Source organism: Dankookia rubra (genome assembly GCF_004355005.1).
Classification (GTDB): Bacteria; Pseudomonadota; Alphaproteobacteria; order Acetobacterales; family Acetobacteraceae; genus Paracraurococcus; species Paracraurococcus ruber_A.
In genome coordinates, this window is sequence record NZ_SMSJ01000003.1 from 89,218 (window position 1) to 103,045 (window position 13,828).

The 13,828-nt window shown below is 70.7% G+C and carries 10 protein-coding genes; 3 read left to right on the top strand and 7 right to left on the bottom strand.

Features of this window, described 5'->3' with window-relative positions:
* Nucleotides 1–5: 5 nt before the first annotated feature.
* Entirely contained in the window at nt 6–965 is a 960-nt protein-coding gene (locus tag E2C06_RS03555; RefSeq protein WP_165982192.1) for a Bug family tripartite tricarboxylate transporter substrate binding protein, read from the bottom strand.
* Between the two features lie 115 nt (nt 966–1,080).
* Between E2C06_RS03555 and E2C06_RS03560 the strand changes: the two genes are divergently transcribed.
* Nucleotides 1,081–1,836: an enoyl-CoA hydratase-related protein gene (locus tag E2C06_RS03560; protein ID WP_133287200.1), complete on the top strand. Its 756-nt coding sequence runs from the start codon at nt 1,081–1,083 to the stop codon at nt 1,834–1,836.
* A 14-nt stretch (nt 1,837–1,850) separates the two neighbouring features.
* The gene (locus E2C06_RS03565) at nt 1,851–2,861 is read left to right on the top strand and encodes an NAD(P)H-dependent flavin oxidoreductase (RefSeq protein ID WP_133287201.1); all 1,011 of its coding nucleotides are present in this window, start codon (nt 1,851–1,853) and stop codon (nt 2,859–2,861) included.
* A 21-nt stretch (nt 2,862–2,882) separates the two neighbouring features.
* On the opposite strand, the gene E2C06_RS03570 is transcribed toward E2C06_RS03565, so the two are convergent.
* The 6 genes from E2C06_RS03570 to E2C06_RS03595 all read right to left on the bottom strand — a co-directional run bounded on the left by E2C06_RS03570 (nt 2,883) and on the right by E2C06_RS03595 (nt 12,599).
* On the bottom strand, nt 2,883–4,418 hold the full coding sequence (locus tag E2C06_RS03570) for a DHA2 family efflux MFS transporter permease subunit (protein WP_133287202.1): 1,536 nt from the start codon (nt 4,416–4,418) through the stop codon (nt 2,883–2,885).
* A gap of 1 nt (nt 4,419) precedes the next feature.
* Nucleotides 4,420–5,526 (bottom strand): HlyD family secretion protein, encoded by a 1,107-nt coding sequence (locus tag E2C06_RS03575; protein ID WP_133287203.1) that lies wholly within the window; start codon nt 5,524–5,526, stop codon nt 4,420–4,422.
* A gap of 17 nt (nt 5,527–5,543) precedes the next feature.
* The gene (locus tag E2C06_RS03580; RefSeq protein WP_133287204.1) at nt 5,544–5,996 is read right to left on the bottom strand and encodes a MarR family winged helix-turn-helix transcriptional regulator; all 453 of its coding nucleotides are present in this window, start codon (nt 5,994–5,996) and stop codon (nt 5,544–5,546) included.
* A gap of 175 nt (nt 5,997–6,171) precedes the next feature.
* Nucleotides 6,172–6,885 (bottom strand): DUF2252 family protein, encoded by a 714-nt coding sequence (locus E2C06_RS03585; RefSeq protein ID WP_133287205.1) that lies wholly within the window; start codon nt 6,883–6,885, stop codon nt 6,172–6,174.
* A 25-nt stretch (nt 6,886–6,910) separates the two neighbouring features.
* Nucleotides 6,911–10,711 carry a translocation/assembly module TamB domain-containing protein gene (locus E2C06_RS03590; RefSeq protein ID WP_133287206.1) on the bottom strand — a complete coding sequence of 1,267 codons (3,801 nt, stop codon included), beginning with the start codon at nt 10,709–10,711 and terminating at the stop codon, nt 6,911–6,913.
* A gap of 16 nt (nt 10,712–10,727) precedes the next feature.
* Nucleotides 10,728–12,599: an autotransporter assembly complex protein TamA gene (locus E2C06_RS03595; protein ID WP_133287207.1), complete on the bottom strand. Its 1,872-nt coding sequence runs from the start codon at nt 12,597–12,599 to the stop codon at nt 10,728–10,730.
* A 77-nt stretch (nt 12,600–12,676) separates the two neighbouring features.
* Here E2C06_RS03595 and E2C06_RS03600 point away from each other — a divergent pair, with 77 nt between their 5' ends.
* Nucleotides 12,677–13,822, top strand: coding sequence for an amidohydrolase (locus E2C06_RS03600; RefSeq protein ID WP_133287208.1), 1,146 nt, complete (start codon nt 12,677–12,679; stop codon nt 13,820–13,822).
* The last annotated feature ends 6 nt before the right edge of the window (nt 13,823–13,828 follow it).

Genomic DNA, 13,828 nt, shown 5'->3' on the forward strand with positions numbered 1-13,828 from the left:
ACCGCTCAGTCGATCTGCAGGTTCATCTTCTGCAGCACCGGCGCCCAGCGCGCTGCCTCGGCCTTGAGGAAGGCTTCATATTCCTCCGGCCCGGTGCCGAGCGCGAACTGCCCCTCACCCAGCAGCCGGTCGCGGAAGCCCTGCTCCTGCAGTGCCGCCGCTGCCGCCTGAGACAGCCGGTCGATCGCCGCCCGCGGCGTCTTTGCCGGCACCGCCAAGCCGAAATAGGTCTGGGCCACGGTGTCGGGGGCGAATTCGGTGAAGGTTGGGATGTCGGGCGTGACCGGCATCCGCCGGTCGCCGGTCCAGGCGAGCAGGCGGCCCTGGCCGTTGCGGTGCGGCTGGATGGCGCTCGCCCCGCCCACCACCAGCAGGTCCAGCGTGCCGGCCATGAAGTCGTTCAGCTGCTGCGCATCGCCCCTGTAAGTCACATCCTGCATGCGGATGCCGAGCCGGTCGGCGACCAGGACCGCAGCGATGTTGTTGAAGCTCGACGGCCCGTTGGTACCGTAGTTCAGCTGGCCGGGCTTCGATTTCGCTAGCGCCACGAATTCGGGGACGGTCGCCGGCAGGCGGTTCTGCAGCAGGAAGGCGAAGGGCAGGATCGAAAGCAGCGAGACCGGCGCGAAATCCTCCAGCTTGTAGGAGAGCCGGCGCATCAGCAGCGGGTTCAGGGTCAGCGTCGTGCCGGAATTGACGATGGCGGTGAAGCCGTCCGGCGCCGCCCGCGCCACCGATTCCGCGCCAACCACCGTCGCCGCGCCGGGCCGGTTCTCGACCAGAACCGGCTGGCCCAGTGCCGCCTGCATGCGCTCCGCCAGGAGCCGGCCCATGAGGTCGGTCGAGCCGCCGGGCGGGAAGGGGACCACCAGGGTGATCGGCCGCGCCTGGGCCAGCGCCGGCGCGGTCAGCCCGGATGCGCCGAGCGCCAGAATGGGCCGCCGCCCGAGCATGATGCGCCGCATGTTTGCCTCCCGTATTCTTGCCGGCAGGCTGCCACGGCCCGGGGCGGCCGGGAATGGGCCGCGCTTGACGCCGGCCCCGCCGCGCCCCGCTAATGGGGGCCAGAGGAGGATAACCATGTCCGAGCATATCCGCGTCTCGGTGGCCGATGGCGTCTGCACCGTCGCCATGCATCGGCCCGAGAAAAAGAACGCGCTGACCCGCGACATGTATCTCGGCCTGGCGGAGGCGATCGAGCGCAGCGCCGCCGATCCGGCCATCCGCTGCCTGCTGCTGACCGGCACGGCGGAGGTCTTCTGCGCTGGCAACGACATCGGCGATTTCCAGAAGCCCCGGCCGGCCGAGAATCCCGACGCGCCCGGCCCCAGCCATCGCTTCTACTTCGGGCTGGCGAATTTCGAGAAGCCGGTGGTCGCCGCGGTGCATGGCCTGGCGATCGGCATCGGCTGCACCATGCTGCTGCATGCCGACATCGTCTATGCCGCGCCGGAAGCGCGCTTCCGGCTGCCATTCGTCGATCTCGGCCTTGTGCCGGAGCTCGGCGCCTCACGGCTTGTCCCCTGGCTGGTCGGCAAGCACAAGGCGGCCGAGCTCATGCTGCTCGGCGAGTTCTTCGACGCCGCGGCGGCGGAGCGGATGGGCTTCGTCAACCGGATCCTCGACCGTGCCGAGCTGCTGCCGAACGCGACGGCCACCGCGCAGGCGCTGGCCGCCAAGCCGCAGGAGGCGATGCGGCTGACCAAGCAACTGCTGCGCCCCGACATGCCGCCGCTGATCGCGCGGATGGAGGAAGAGCGCGAGATCCTGGCCGAGCGCCTGCGCGCGCCGGAGACCCAGGCCATCATGGCCAATGTGCTGAAGCCCAAGCGTTAGAAGGACGCCGCCCTATGTCGCTGCTGGATATGGTGAAGGGCCGGCTCTCGCTGCCCGTCATCGGCTCGCCGCTCTTCATCATCTCCGTGCCCGACCTGGTGGTGGCGCAATGCACCGCGGGCGTCATTGGCTCGATGCCCTCGTTGAATGCCCGGCCCGCCGAGCAGTTCGAGGAATGGGTCGTCGAGATCAAGGAACGCCTGGCGGCGCACGACGCGCGGCATCCGGACCGGCCGGCAGCGCCCTTCGCCATCAACCTCATCGTGCACAAGTCGAATGACCGGTTGGAACACGACCTGGCCATCTGCGTGAAGCAGAAGGTGCCGCTGATCATCAGCAGTCTCGGCGCACGGCCGGAGGTGAACCAAGCCGTCCATTCCTACGGCGGCTATATCCTGCACGACGTGATCAACCAGCGCTTCGCCCACAGCGCCATCGACAAGGGCGCGGACGGCCTGGTGCTGGTCTCGGCCGGGGCGGGCGGCCATGCCGGCGCGCTGTCGCCCTTCGGCTTCCTGCAGGAGACGCGGGAATGGTTCGACGGGCCGATCGCGCTGTCCGGCGCCATCGGGCATGGCCGCAGCATTCTGGCGGCGGAATCGCTCGGCGCCGACTTCGCCTACATCGGCAGCGCCTTCATCGCCACGCAGGAAGCCCGGGCGCAGCCCGACCAGCAGCAGATGATCGTCGACAGCGGGGCCGAGGACATCGTCTACACGAACCTGATCACCGGCGTGCACGGCAACTACCTGAAGCCATCCCTGAAAAAGGCCGGGCTGGACCCGGACAACCTTCCGGTCTCCGACCCGACCGCGATGGACTTCAGTTCCGACCGCAAGAAGCGCTGGAAAGACATCTGGGGCTCCGGCCAGGGCATCGGCGCGGTGAAGCAGGTTCAGCCCGCCGGCGTGCTGGTCGAGCGCTTCCGCCGCGAATACGCCGCGGCGCGCGCCAGGCTCGGCGCGCGCAGTCCGCTGGTCAATCCGGCCTGGGAGAAGGTGTTGGACGCCGCCGCGGCGGAATAGGCCGGACTTCGGCCGCGGCGCTCAATCCATCGCCGCATGCACCGGATCGGCGGCCGCTGCCCGCGGCGGGCGCCGCATCAGCGGCAGCAGCACCAGCATCGCCAAGGCCAGCATCATCAACAGGTAGAAGTCGTTGCCATAGGCCACGATGCTCGACTGCCGGGTCACCTCGGCATTCAGCATCGCCGCGCCCTGGGTGGTGGACGGGTCCCAGAAGCGCTGGACCCAGGGCAACTCGAACAGCCGGTTCAGCGGCGTGACGTGCTCGGCCAGCGAAGCGTGCATGATCTGCGTGTTGCGCGTCAGCAGCGCCGCCATGACCGAGATGCCGATCGCCGAGCCGAGGTTGCGCAGCAGGCTGATCAGCGCGGTGCCATCCGTGCGCAATGCCGGGTCGAGCGTGGCGAAGGCGACGAGGTTCAGCGGGATGAAGACGAAGCCGAGCCCGAAGCCCTGCAGCACCGTCACCAGCATCAGCCAGTGCATCGGGATGTCGGGCGTCCAGTGCACCATGTCCCAGAGCGTCCAGGCCAGCACCAGGATGCCGAAGGCCATGACCTTGCGGGGGTCGAAGCGGCTGGACATCCGCCCCGCGAGGAACATCGCGGCCATGGTGCCGAGGCCACGCGGCGCCATCGCCAGGCCGGCGGTGAAGACCGGGTAGTCGGCCAACGTCTGCAAATAAGGCGCCAGCAGCGCCGAGGTGGCGAAGAGAATGGCGCCAACCGCGAACATGATGCCAAGCCCGGCTGCGAAATTCCGGTCGCGGAAGATGCGTGGCGGGATGAAGGGCCGCTCCGCCAACGCCATGTGCACGAGGAAGAGATAAAGGCCGAGCGCCGCCAGCGTCGCCTCGATCAGGATCTCGGTCGAGCCGAACCAATTCTTCAACTCGCCGCGGTCGAGCATGACCTGCAGCGCGCCGACGCCGAGCGCCAGCACGCCGAAGCCCAGCCAGTCGAAGCGCCGGCCCGGCGCCGCGCCGCCTTTCGGCAGGAAGAACATGAGGCCGAGGAAGGCGAGCACGCCGAAGGGCAGGTTGACATAGAATACCCAGCGCCAGTTCCAGCTCTCGGTCAGGTAGCCGCCAAGCGTCGGTCCGAGAATCGGTCCCACCATCACGCCCATGCCCCAGATCGCCATGGCCTGGCCACGCTGCTCCGGCGGGTAAATGTCGAGCATGGTGGACTGGCTGAGCGGCACCAGCGCGGCGCCGAAGGCACCCTGCAGCAGGCGGAACACCACCATCTGCTCGAGTGACTGCGCCGCGCCACACAGCACGGATGCCAGCGTGAAGCCGCCCACCGAGCCGAGAAAGACCGCCCGCCGGCCGAAGCGGGCGACGAGGAAGCCGACCGGTGCCGTCAGGATGGCGGCGGCGGTGATGTAGCTGGTCAACACCCAGGTGATCTGGTCAGCCGTCGCCGCCAGCCCGCCCTGCATGTAGGGCAGGGCGACATTGGCGATGGTGCCGTCCAGCGCCTGCATCAGCGTTGCCACCATGGCGCAGACGGTGATCAGGCCGCGGTGCGGGACGGCCTCCGCGGGATTGGCCATCTCAGCCGCCGATCAGGTCCGACAGATGCCGCTCATGCCCGGTGTCGATCGAGACCTCGGCGCTCATCCCCGCGCGCAGCTTCGGGCCATCGTCCGGCTGCTCGACGCGGATGCGCACCGGGATCCGCTGCACCACCTTCACCCAATTGCCCGAGGCATTCTGCGCCGGCAGCACGCTGAAGGTGGAGCCGGAGGCCGGACTGATGCTCTCGACGGAAGCTTCGAAGGTGACGCCGGGATAGGTGTCGACGGTCACCGTTGCCTTGTCGCCGGGCTTCACATGGGTCAGGTCGGTCTCCTTCGGCAGCGCATCCACCCAGATCCGCTGGTCGGAAACCAACGCGAAGGCCGGGGTCGCGGCGCCGAGATACTGGCCTGGCTGCAGGGAGGAGACCTGGGTGACGATGCCGGCGAAGGGCGCCCGCATCGTGGCGTGGTCTAGCTGCCGCTTCGCCTCCTCCAAGCGGGCCTGGGCGGCGCGCCAGTCAGGGTGCTGCTCGACAGGCGCATCCGCCTCGCCGCCCAGCTTCGCCAACTGGACCTGCGCCTGCACACGCAGCGATTCCAGCTGCTGCTGCGCCTGCTGCAGGCCGAAGCGGGCCTGGTCGAAGGTGGCACGGGTCACGGCGCCGCTGTTCACGATTTGCGCCGCCCGGTCGTAGGTCGCCTGGGCCAGCTGCACCGCCGCTTCCTGCGCCGCGATGTCGCGCTGGATGCGTCGGTAGTCGGCCTGCATGGCATGCAGGTTCAGCGCGGTCTGCAGCAGCTGCGCCTCGGCCTGCTGCACCGCGTACTGGAACGGAGCGGGGTCCAGCACCACCAGCACCTGGCCGACCTTCACCACATCGCCCTCATGCACCGCGATGCTGCGGACGATGCCGGAAACGTCGGTCGCAAGCAGAAGCTTGTCGGCCTGCACATAGGCATCGTCGGTGCCGGCATAGCGGCCGCCATGCAGCCAGAAGGCGCCGGCGCCGGCGACCACAGCCAACACGCCGCCGAGCATCAGGACGGGACGCAGCCAGCGGCGGTGCCGCGGCGGGGCATCGGGCGGCGTCGTCGTCTCGGCACTGGCAGGGCGCTCGGTGCGGATCGAACCCTCGGGCATGGTGGTCTGTCGCTCTCTCAGGCGGCGGCACCGGCTTCGCCGGCGGCCAGCAGGTTGGATTTCATCAGCAGCAGCGCCTCGACCACCGCCTGGCGGCGCTCTGGCGCCAAGCCGGCGGTGGCTTCGGCATCGAAGGCGATGCGAACCTGGTCGATCTCGGCCAGGACCGGGTCGGCGGCTGGGGTCAGGTGCAGCCGCCAGACCCGACGGTCGGCGGGATCGGCGCGGCGCTCGACCAGGTTTCGGGCGGCCAGCCGGTCGACCAAACGACCGACGGTGATCGGCTCGACCTCCAGGATTTCGGCCAATTCCCGCTGGGTCATCCCGCCGCAGCGGCGCAGTCGGACCAGGATCATCCATTGTGCCCGCGTCATCCCATGGGCGCGGGCGCGGCGATCGGCCTGAGTGCGGATCAGACGAGCCACGTCGTTCAGCAGGATAAGAAGGTTCGGTTCGTGCAGGTCGGGCATGGCTCGTCTCTCACGCGGCTGAATATAAGCCACGTTATAATCAGCCCAACAGGAAACGCCCGGTTCATAAGGTAGTGGCTTTCACGATCCCTTGTGCGGAGGCTTGGCCAACACTGCTTTGGTCTGCTTGCACCGGTGCCGCCATCGCTGCGGCGACGCCGTGCAGCCAGTCCGGCTACGAGGTTTCGCAGGTCCCGAGCACGGCGCCGCCGCCGGCTGCCGTCGAGGCATGCAGATGGCCGATTTCGCCGCCCAACGCGTCCAGCAGCGTCAGCAGGGCGCTCGCGTCGCCGCCCGGCGCGTCCAGCTTGCGGCTGTCGGGCGCCAGCGAGCGGATGACCAGCCCCGGCTGCAGCCGGAACCAGGGGCCGGTGTGCGGACGGGTCCTTTGGCGAAGGCCGCCAGATAGAGCGAGGCAGCTTCGGGAATGCCGGCCCGCAGGCAGGCGGAGGCGCCCCGCGATTTGGCCTCTCGCACCACCCTGCCGCCGCACCATGCGGCGATGTCGCGAGATTTTGGGGGGGGTGGTCGGCGCGGGCCACCAGGGCGCTTGTCGCCAGTCAGACGAGGTCGGCGGCGAAGGGCAGGGTGGCCGCCTCATCCGGGTCGTTGACGCCCCAAACCAGCGGGAGGCCGGCGGGTCTTCGGCATCCCGCCAAGTACGGAAATCCGCCAGATGTGGGTCGCCGCGGACCGCCACGGGGAAGGTCGTCGCCAGCTTCGGCAGGAGTGCCGCGAATTGCGCGGCGAAGCGGAAGGCGGTGCCGCGCAGGAAGGCGGAGGGGTCGGCCGCCATGAGGGCCCGCTTGCGCGCGAGCGCCGCCGGGATGACCCCGCATTGACGGCCCAGCCAAGCGTCGAGCGCGTCGATGATGTCGGGCCCGGGCATCGCGGAAGGCTATGCTTGGTCGGCCTCAATACTCGAACTCGTAGGAGAGCCCGAGCCGGTCGCCGGCCGGGCCGGTGGCGGTCTGGCCTTCGAGCTTCAGGCGCGGGGTGATCTCCACCTGCACGCCGACGCCGGTCTGGCCGCCCTGCGTCCCCTGGCGGACGCCAAGAAAGACGCCCGGTGCGACATAGCGCCCGGCCTCCACCGTCGGTCCGGTCTGGCCGCCCGCCTGGCTGCTGCCGGTGCCGGATTGCTGGCCGCCAGCGCTCACCCCCAGCCGGTCCAGCCCGAGCAGCCCGCGCACCTTGTCAAGCGGGTTGGCCGCGCCGCCGCCGATGCCGGTCATCTGTGCCACCGCCCCGGCGATCTGCGCGATCTCGAACGGCGAGAGGTTGCTGGTCGAGCGGTCGAACAGTAGCCGCGCCAGCACCTCGTCCTGCGGCAATTCGGGGGTGGAGCTGAAGGTGACCTTGGGCGCGTTCGGGGAGCCCTGCACCGAGACCGTGATTGTGGTGCTGCCCGAAGTCGCCTGCGCATTGAGGTCCAGTGTCGGCATCAGCGAGCCGGGCTCGAAGCCGATGTTGCCCTTCTGGAAGGTGAGCTGCCGGCCGATCAGGTTCAGCGTGCCGCGGCGAAGGTTGAGGGTGCCATTGGGCACTGGCGCCGCGACCGTGCCGCCGATTTTCACCTCACCGCCCAGCTCCACGTCGACGCCGCGGCCCCGCACATAGATGCTTTGCGGCGCGCTGATGGTGACCGCGAGGTTCAGGGGCGGTGCCGGCGGCGCCGGTGGGCGCGCCGGCGCGGCGGGGATGACGCCAGGCGGCAGGCGGCCGGTCTGGCGGACATTCGCCAGGGTCGGGACGCTGGCCGGCAGGGTGGTCGGGATGCGGATCTCCGCCTGCTGGATGCGGACGGTGCCGGACACGGTGCCGCCGCCGGTGACCGGCCCCTGGACCCGGATATCCGTGTTGAGCGTGGCGGTGACGAGATCGGAGACTACCGGGCGGGCATTGCGCGAGGTCAGCGTCAAATCGGCCGGAAAGCCCGGCGCGCCGGCATCCAGGCTGCCCTGCAGCACGATGGTGCCGTTGCCGGCGGTGCGCCCGGCGATGCGGTCGATCACCAGCCGGGTGCCGTCGCCGGAGATGGTGCCGTTCAGGTCGAAGACCCGGATGCCGTAGACGGTGTTGCGGTATTCGGCGCCCGAAAGGGTCGCGCGGCCGCCGAGCCGCGGCGTGCCGACCGTGCCGTCCACCCGCAGCGCCAGCGCCAGACGCCCGTTGACCCGGTCGGCGCCCGCGGCAAGGAAGGGGCTGGCGAGCGGCGCCAGGTTCAGCCCGCCATCGACCGTGGCGGTCAGCGGCCCCTGCGGCCCGAAGCCGTTCGGCAATCGCGCCGTCACGTCGATCCGCCCGGCCGGCCCGGCGTCCAGGTCGGCGCGGAGCTGCGCCGCCTCGCCGACCAGGCTGCCCTCGGCGCGCAGGGTCAGCGCGGGCAGGCCCTGTGCCCAAGCCGCCCCGGCGCCGAGGCTGGTGCCGTTCAAGGTGACCTTGATCTCGGGCTTGGCCACAGGGCCAGTCGCGCCGATATCGGCCGAGAGCGTGCCCTGCGGCTTGACGTCCGGGGCGAAACGTTCGGCCAGGGCCAACGGCAGGGCGGCGATGGTGGCGGTGATGTCGGCCCGCTCCGGCCCCCATTTGCCGCGCGCTTCCACTCTTCCGCCACGGGCGATGGCGAGCGCTGTCGGGGCGAGGTCGATCCCGCCATCGCCGCCCAAGGTGACCCGCGTCGGCGCGGCCAGCCGGACCGCCTCACCCGTCGCCTGCGCCTCCAGCGCCGCGAGGTCGAGGCGCCAACCGCCGTTCTCCTGCGCCACCCTGCCGCGGCCGCCGAGGCTGCCCTCGGTGGCACGGCCTTGGATGGTCCAGTCGATCGCGGCGGGGGTGCCGGCAGCGGCCGCCTGCAGGCTGCCCTCGGTGCCGTTGAAGCCGAGCTTCGGGGCGTCAAGCTTCGCCTCGAACCCTTGCTGGCCATCTTTCGGGGTCAGCGTCGCGTCCAGCGCCAAGCGCCCGGACAGGCCAGTGACGCCGCCCAGCTTGCCGAGCGGGGCGAGGTCGGCCGCCTCAAGCTTCGCGGTACCATCGAAGGTTGGGCCGGCGGGCTCCAGCAGGCCGGTGACGGCGAGCCGCGCCGGACCGAGCCGGGCCTCGCCCTGCTCCACCCGCACGGCGCTGCCCTCCGGCTGACCGCGGAAGGCAAGGGCGAGCGGCATGCCGTCCAGCCTGCCGTCCAGCGTCGCGGTCCCGCGCGGGGCGGAGGCCGGGGTGGCGATGCGGGCATCGATTGCCAAGGATTCCAGCACGTGCCCGGCCGCTTCTATGCGACCGGATGAGGCGGTGACCAGGAGATCAGGGTCGGCCAGCTTGCCGCTCGCGTGCACGCGGGCTTCCAGCGCGCCCTCCGATCCAGCCCCGAGCACGGCGAGGCGCGGCAGGGACAGCCGGGCATCAAGCGCGATCGGCTCGGCCAGCGAGCCAACCGCGGTCAGCCTGCCCTCGGCAGCATCGAGCACCGCGTCGAGGCTCGGCCCGGGTAGCGCCGCCTTCAGGGTGAGACGAGGCGCCGGGCCGAGCACCGCATCGGCCTGGGCGACCGGCGTATTCAGCGCCTGCGGCACCATGGTGAGCTCGAGCGCTGGCTTTCCCATGGTGCCGCCGACCGCCGCCTGCGCATCCACCGCCTGCCAGGCGATTCCCGCTGGCAGCAGCGCGCCGAAGCGGCCGGACTCGGCCAGGGCGAGCGACGCCTTGAGGTCGAGTGCCTCGGTCCCGAGATCGATGGTGCCGGCAGCGGTGAGCCGCCCGGCCGGCACCGTCAGCGTGAGGTCGCGCAGCGCCAGCCGCTTGTCGGCGCCGAGATCTGCATCGAGTGCGAAGGTGGCCGGCGTGGCGAGGGGCGCAGCCTCGGGCGGCAGAAAGGCAGGCGCTCGGGCCTCCCCCTTCAAAGTCGCGCCAAGCGCACCGTCAGGTGCTGCACGAACAATGCCTTGTGTGGCGACCTTCACGTCGGGGCCGAGTGCGGCATCGAGATTGAGCGCGGCACCCCCCGCCGGTCCATCGAGGCTGAGGGACAAGGTGAAGGGTTGCTCTTTGAGGCCTGACAACTCGGGAATAATGCCGCCCGGCGCTTCCCGCAGCGTCAACTTCGCGGTGAGCCGGTCCTCCGCGGGGGCCAGCGAAAGCGCGAGATCCGCACCGCCCGCCGCATCCAGCCGCTTCAGATCGAGTGCCGCCCGCAGGGCGCCGGCGGCCAGTGCCGCATTGCCTTCCACCGAAAAGGCCGCGTCTTGCTGCAGGATGGGTGCGCCGAGTTCCAATCGGCCGATGCCGAGATGGTCGAGCGCGACCGCGATCGGCAGCGACGGCAGTTGCGGCAGGACCTTCCCCGAGGGTGGCTCGGGCGGGGCCGGCGTGTCGTTGCCGGCCGGCAGCCTGGGCAGCGCGATGCGCGCCGCTTCCAGGCGCTCGATCCGCAGGGTGCCGCCGGCCAGGGCCATCAGGTCGAGGCCGATCCGGGCCTCCTCGACCGTCAGCCAGATGCCGTCCTCGTCGGCCAGGGTGATCCGCGCCGCGCCGATGCGGCCAGGGATCGGGCCGCTCAGCCCCTCGATCGCCAGCCCCGGCACCTGGGCGGCGGCGAGCCGCGCGACCGTTGCCCGCCCGCCTTCCGTATTGATCCAGGCCAGCGCCGCGCCCAGCGCCAGCAGCGGCAGGGCGATCAGCGCGAGCAGGATGCCCAGCATCCATTTGAGACCGCGCCGCATCAGAATCCCGTAACCATCAGAAAGATTGGCCAATGCCGACATAAAGGCCGAAGGCCGAGTTGTCCCGCTGCTTCACCAGCGGCAGCGCGACATCCACCCGCACCGGGCCGATCGGGGTGTAGTAGCGCAGACCCGCACCCGCCCCGACCCGCAGGTTCGAGGTATCCGGCGTCGAGCCGGTTCCGACCGAGCCGGCATCGACGAAGGCCACCGCGCCGAAATCTCCCCAGACCCGCTGCCGCAGTTCCAGGCTGGCCTCCATCAGGCTGGCGCCGCCGCTCGGGCGGTTGAACTGGTCGCGCGGGCCGATCGATTGGTAGTCGTAGCCGCGGACCGAGCCGCCGCCGCCGGCATAGAAGCGCTGGTGCCGCGGGACATCGGCCTGCTCGGCCCCCAGCAGGGACCCGAAGGTGCCGCGCACCGCAAGGATGCTGCGGCGGTCGCCCAGCACGTCCCAATAGGTACTGCCGGTGACCCGCAGCGGTGCGAAGGCCGCCGAATCGCGGAAGGACCATGACGGCGTGAGGGTGCCGCTCACTCGATAGCCGCGTGCCGGATCGAGCAGGCTGTCCGTGCCATCATATCGCCCGCCGAGCTGGAAGCCGAGGATCTGGTAGGGCGTCAGCGTGCCCCCGGGCGGCCCGATGCTGCCGAAATCCAGCACCGGTCCGAGATTGGCGCTCAGCCGTTCGGAAAAGCGCCGCTCCATGAGCGCCGAGAAGGTGATGGCGTCCCGGTCATAGGCCTCCAGCCTCTCCCGCAACCCGAACAGGCTGCCGATGAAGCTCCAGTCCGGGCCGAGATAAAGGCCGAAGACCGAGGGATCGCGGTAGGTGCCGCCGATCCGGTAGGTGGACTGACCGAGTCCGCCATTGGTGCCGAGCCGCGCCACCTCGGCTTCCAGCCGCAGCCGCTCGGCCCGGCCGAAGAGGTTCCGGTGCTCCCAATAGACCCGGATGCTGGGGCCGTAGTTGGTCTCGTAAGCCAGGTTCACACCGAGGGCCCGGCGGGCACGCTCGGCCACCGTGAAGGTCACCGGCAACCGCCCGGCCTCGTCCAGCCGCTCCGCCGCCCGGGCGCGGACCGAGCCGAAGGCACCGAGCGCCATCAGCGCCTGGCGTTCCTTCTCCAGCGCCTCAGGGCTGTAGCGCTGGCCCTCGAGACGCGAGGCCTGGGCGCGCAGGAAGCTGCGGTCCACCTGCACCATGCCGTCAACGTCCGGCGTGGCGAAGCTGGCGACCGGGCCAGGCGCGAAGGTCCAGGCGACGTCCATGGTCTTGCGGTCGTGGTCGACCGTGGTCTCGCGCCGGACCATGCTGGCCAGCGGGTGGCCGGCATTCAGCAGCCGGTCGAGCAGGGTGCGTTCGGCGGACAGCACGGGCTCCGCCCGGGCCGGGTCGCCGACCGCCAGGCCGAAGGGCGTCGCGGCTGCCTGGTCCACCGCGGGCTGTTCCACCGGCGCCTGGGCGCGTAGGCCGATCCGCGCGATGTGGTAAGGCTGGCGCTTGTCCACCACGATCCGCACCGGCAACGGCCGCGCCCTGGAAGCTTCCAGGCGTTCCAGCATGCCCGGATCGCCCACCGCGGCGCCGGCCATCTCGATCCGCGTGGTGCCGGCCCAAAAGCCCTCCGATTGCAGGGCGCGCTGCAGCCTTTCGCGATCGCCATCGGCGCGGCCGAGCACGCCGCCAGCGCTGGTCGGCGCCGAATCCTGTAAGGCGACGAGCTGCGACACCGCCGCCAGCGCTGCATCCAGCCTTCCGTCACCGGTCGGCGCGATCTCCACCTTGTAGGGGAGGGTGTCGGGGTCCGGCGGCGGTTCCTGTGCCAGGGCAAGGCCGGCGAGCAGCAGGAAGGGCAGCAGGAGGCGGCGGAGGCGGGCTGGCACGGGTGCGGAAGTATTTTCCTGGGAGGTGGTTCCCCGCGGGGATGGAACTGCAGATGGGCCCAGGCTAGGACTCTGCCATGGATCAAGCCCTTGCCAAAAACCTGACCGCCTGGCGGCGGCATCTGCATGCCCATCCGGGCCTCACTTTGCATGAGGGGGAGACGGCCGCCTTTGTCGCCGCCCGGTTGCGGGAGTTGGGGGTGGAGGTCACCGAAGGCGTCGGCGGCCATGGCGTGGTCGGCACCATCCGCCGCGGCGGCAATCGCTCGGTCGGGCTGCGCGGTGACATGGACGCGCTGCCGATCCAGGAACTGAACCCAGACCTGCCGCATCGCTCCACAATCCCCGGGGTGATGCATGCTTGCGGCCATGACGGCCACACCACTGCGCTCCTCGGTGCCGCGGCGCTGCTGACCGCGGACAAGGGTTGGGCCGGCACGGTACAACTGGTCTTCCAGCCGGCGGAAGAGGGCGGCGGCGGCGCCCGGGCGATGATCGCCGACGGCCTGTTTTCCCGCTTTCCAATGGAACGCATCTTCGGCTGGCACAATTGGCCGGGGCTGGAGGCCGGGACCGTGGCGGTACACGAGCGCGCGGTGATGGCCGCGGGCGCCCGTTTCGAGATCGCCTTCGAGGGCCATGCCGGCCATGCCGCGCTGCCGCACCTGACGCGCGACCCGATGCTGGGCGCGGGGCACTGCATCGTCGCGCTGCAGTCGATCGTGGCCCGCAACGTCGATCCCATGCAGGCCGGCGTGGTCAGCGTGACCGTGGCCGAAGCCGGCTCGGCGCAGAACCAGATCGCCAACCGCGCGGTGCTGCGCGGCACGGCGCGCTGGCTTTCGGACGAGACCGGCGCGGCGATCGAGGCGGGGATGCGGCGCGTCGCCAAGGGCATCGCCGCCGCCTTCGGGCTGCAGGCGGAGGTCGACTTCAAGGTCGGCGTGCCGGTGACCACCAACCACCCGGCCGAGCGTGACATGGCCGCGGCGGCGGCGGGCGCGGTGACGGCGGTGCGGCGCGACTTGGCGGCGGCGATGACCGGGGAGGATTTCTCCTGGTTCCTGGCGGAGGTGCCCGGCGCCTTCGTCTGGATCGGCAACGGGCCAGGCGAGGGCGCCTGCGAACTGCACAACCCTAACTACGATTTCAACGATGCGATCCTGCCAGCGGCGAGCGGCTTCCTGGCCGAGGTGGCGAAGCGGTCCCTGGCCGGGGGCTGAGCGCCC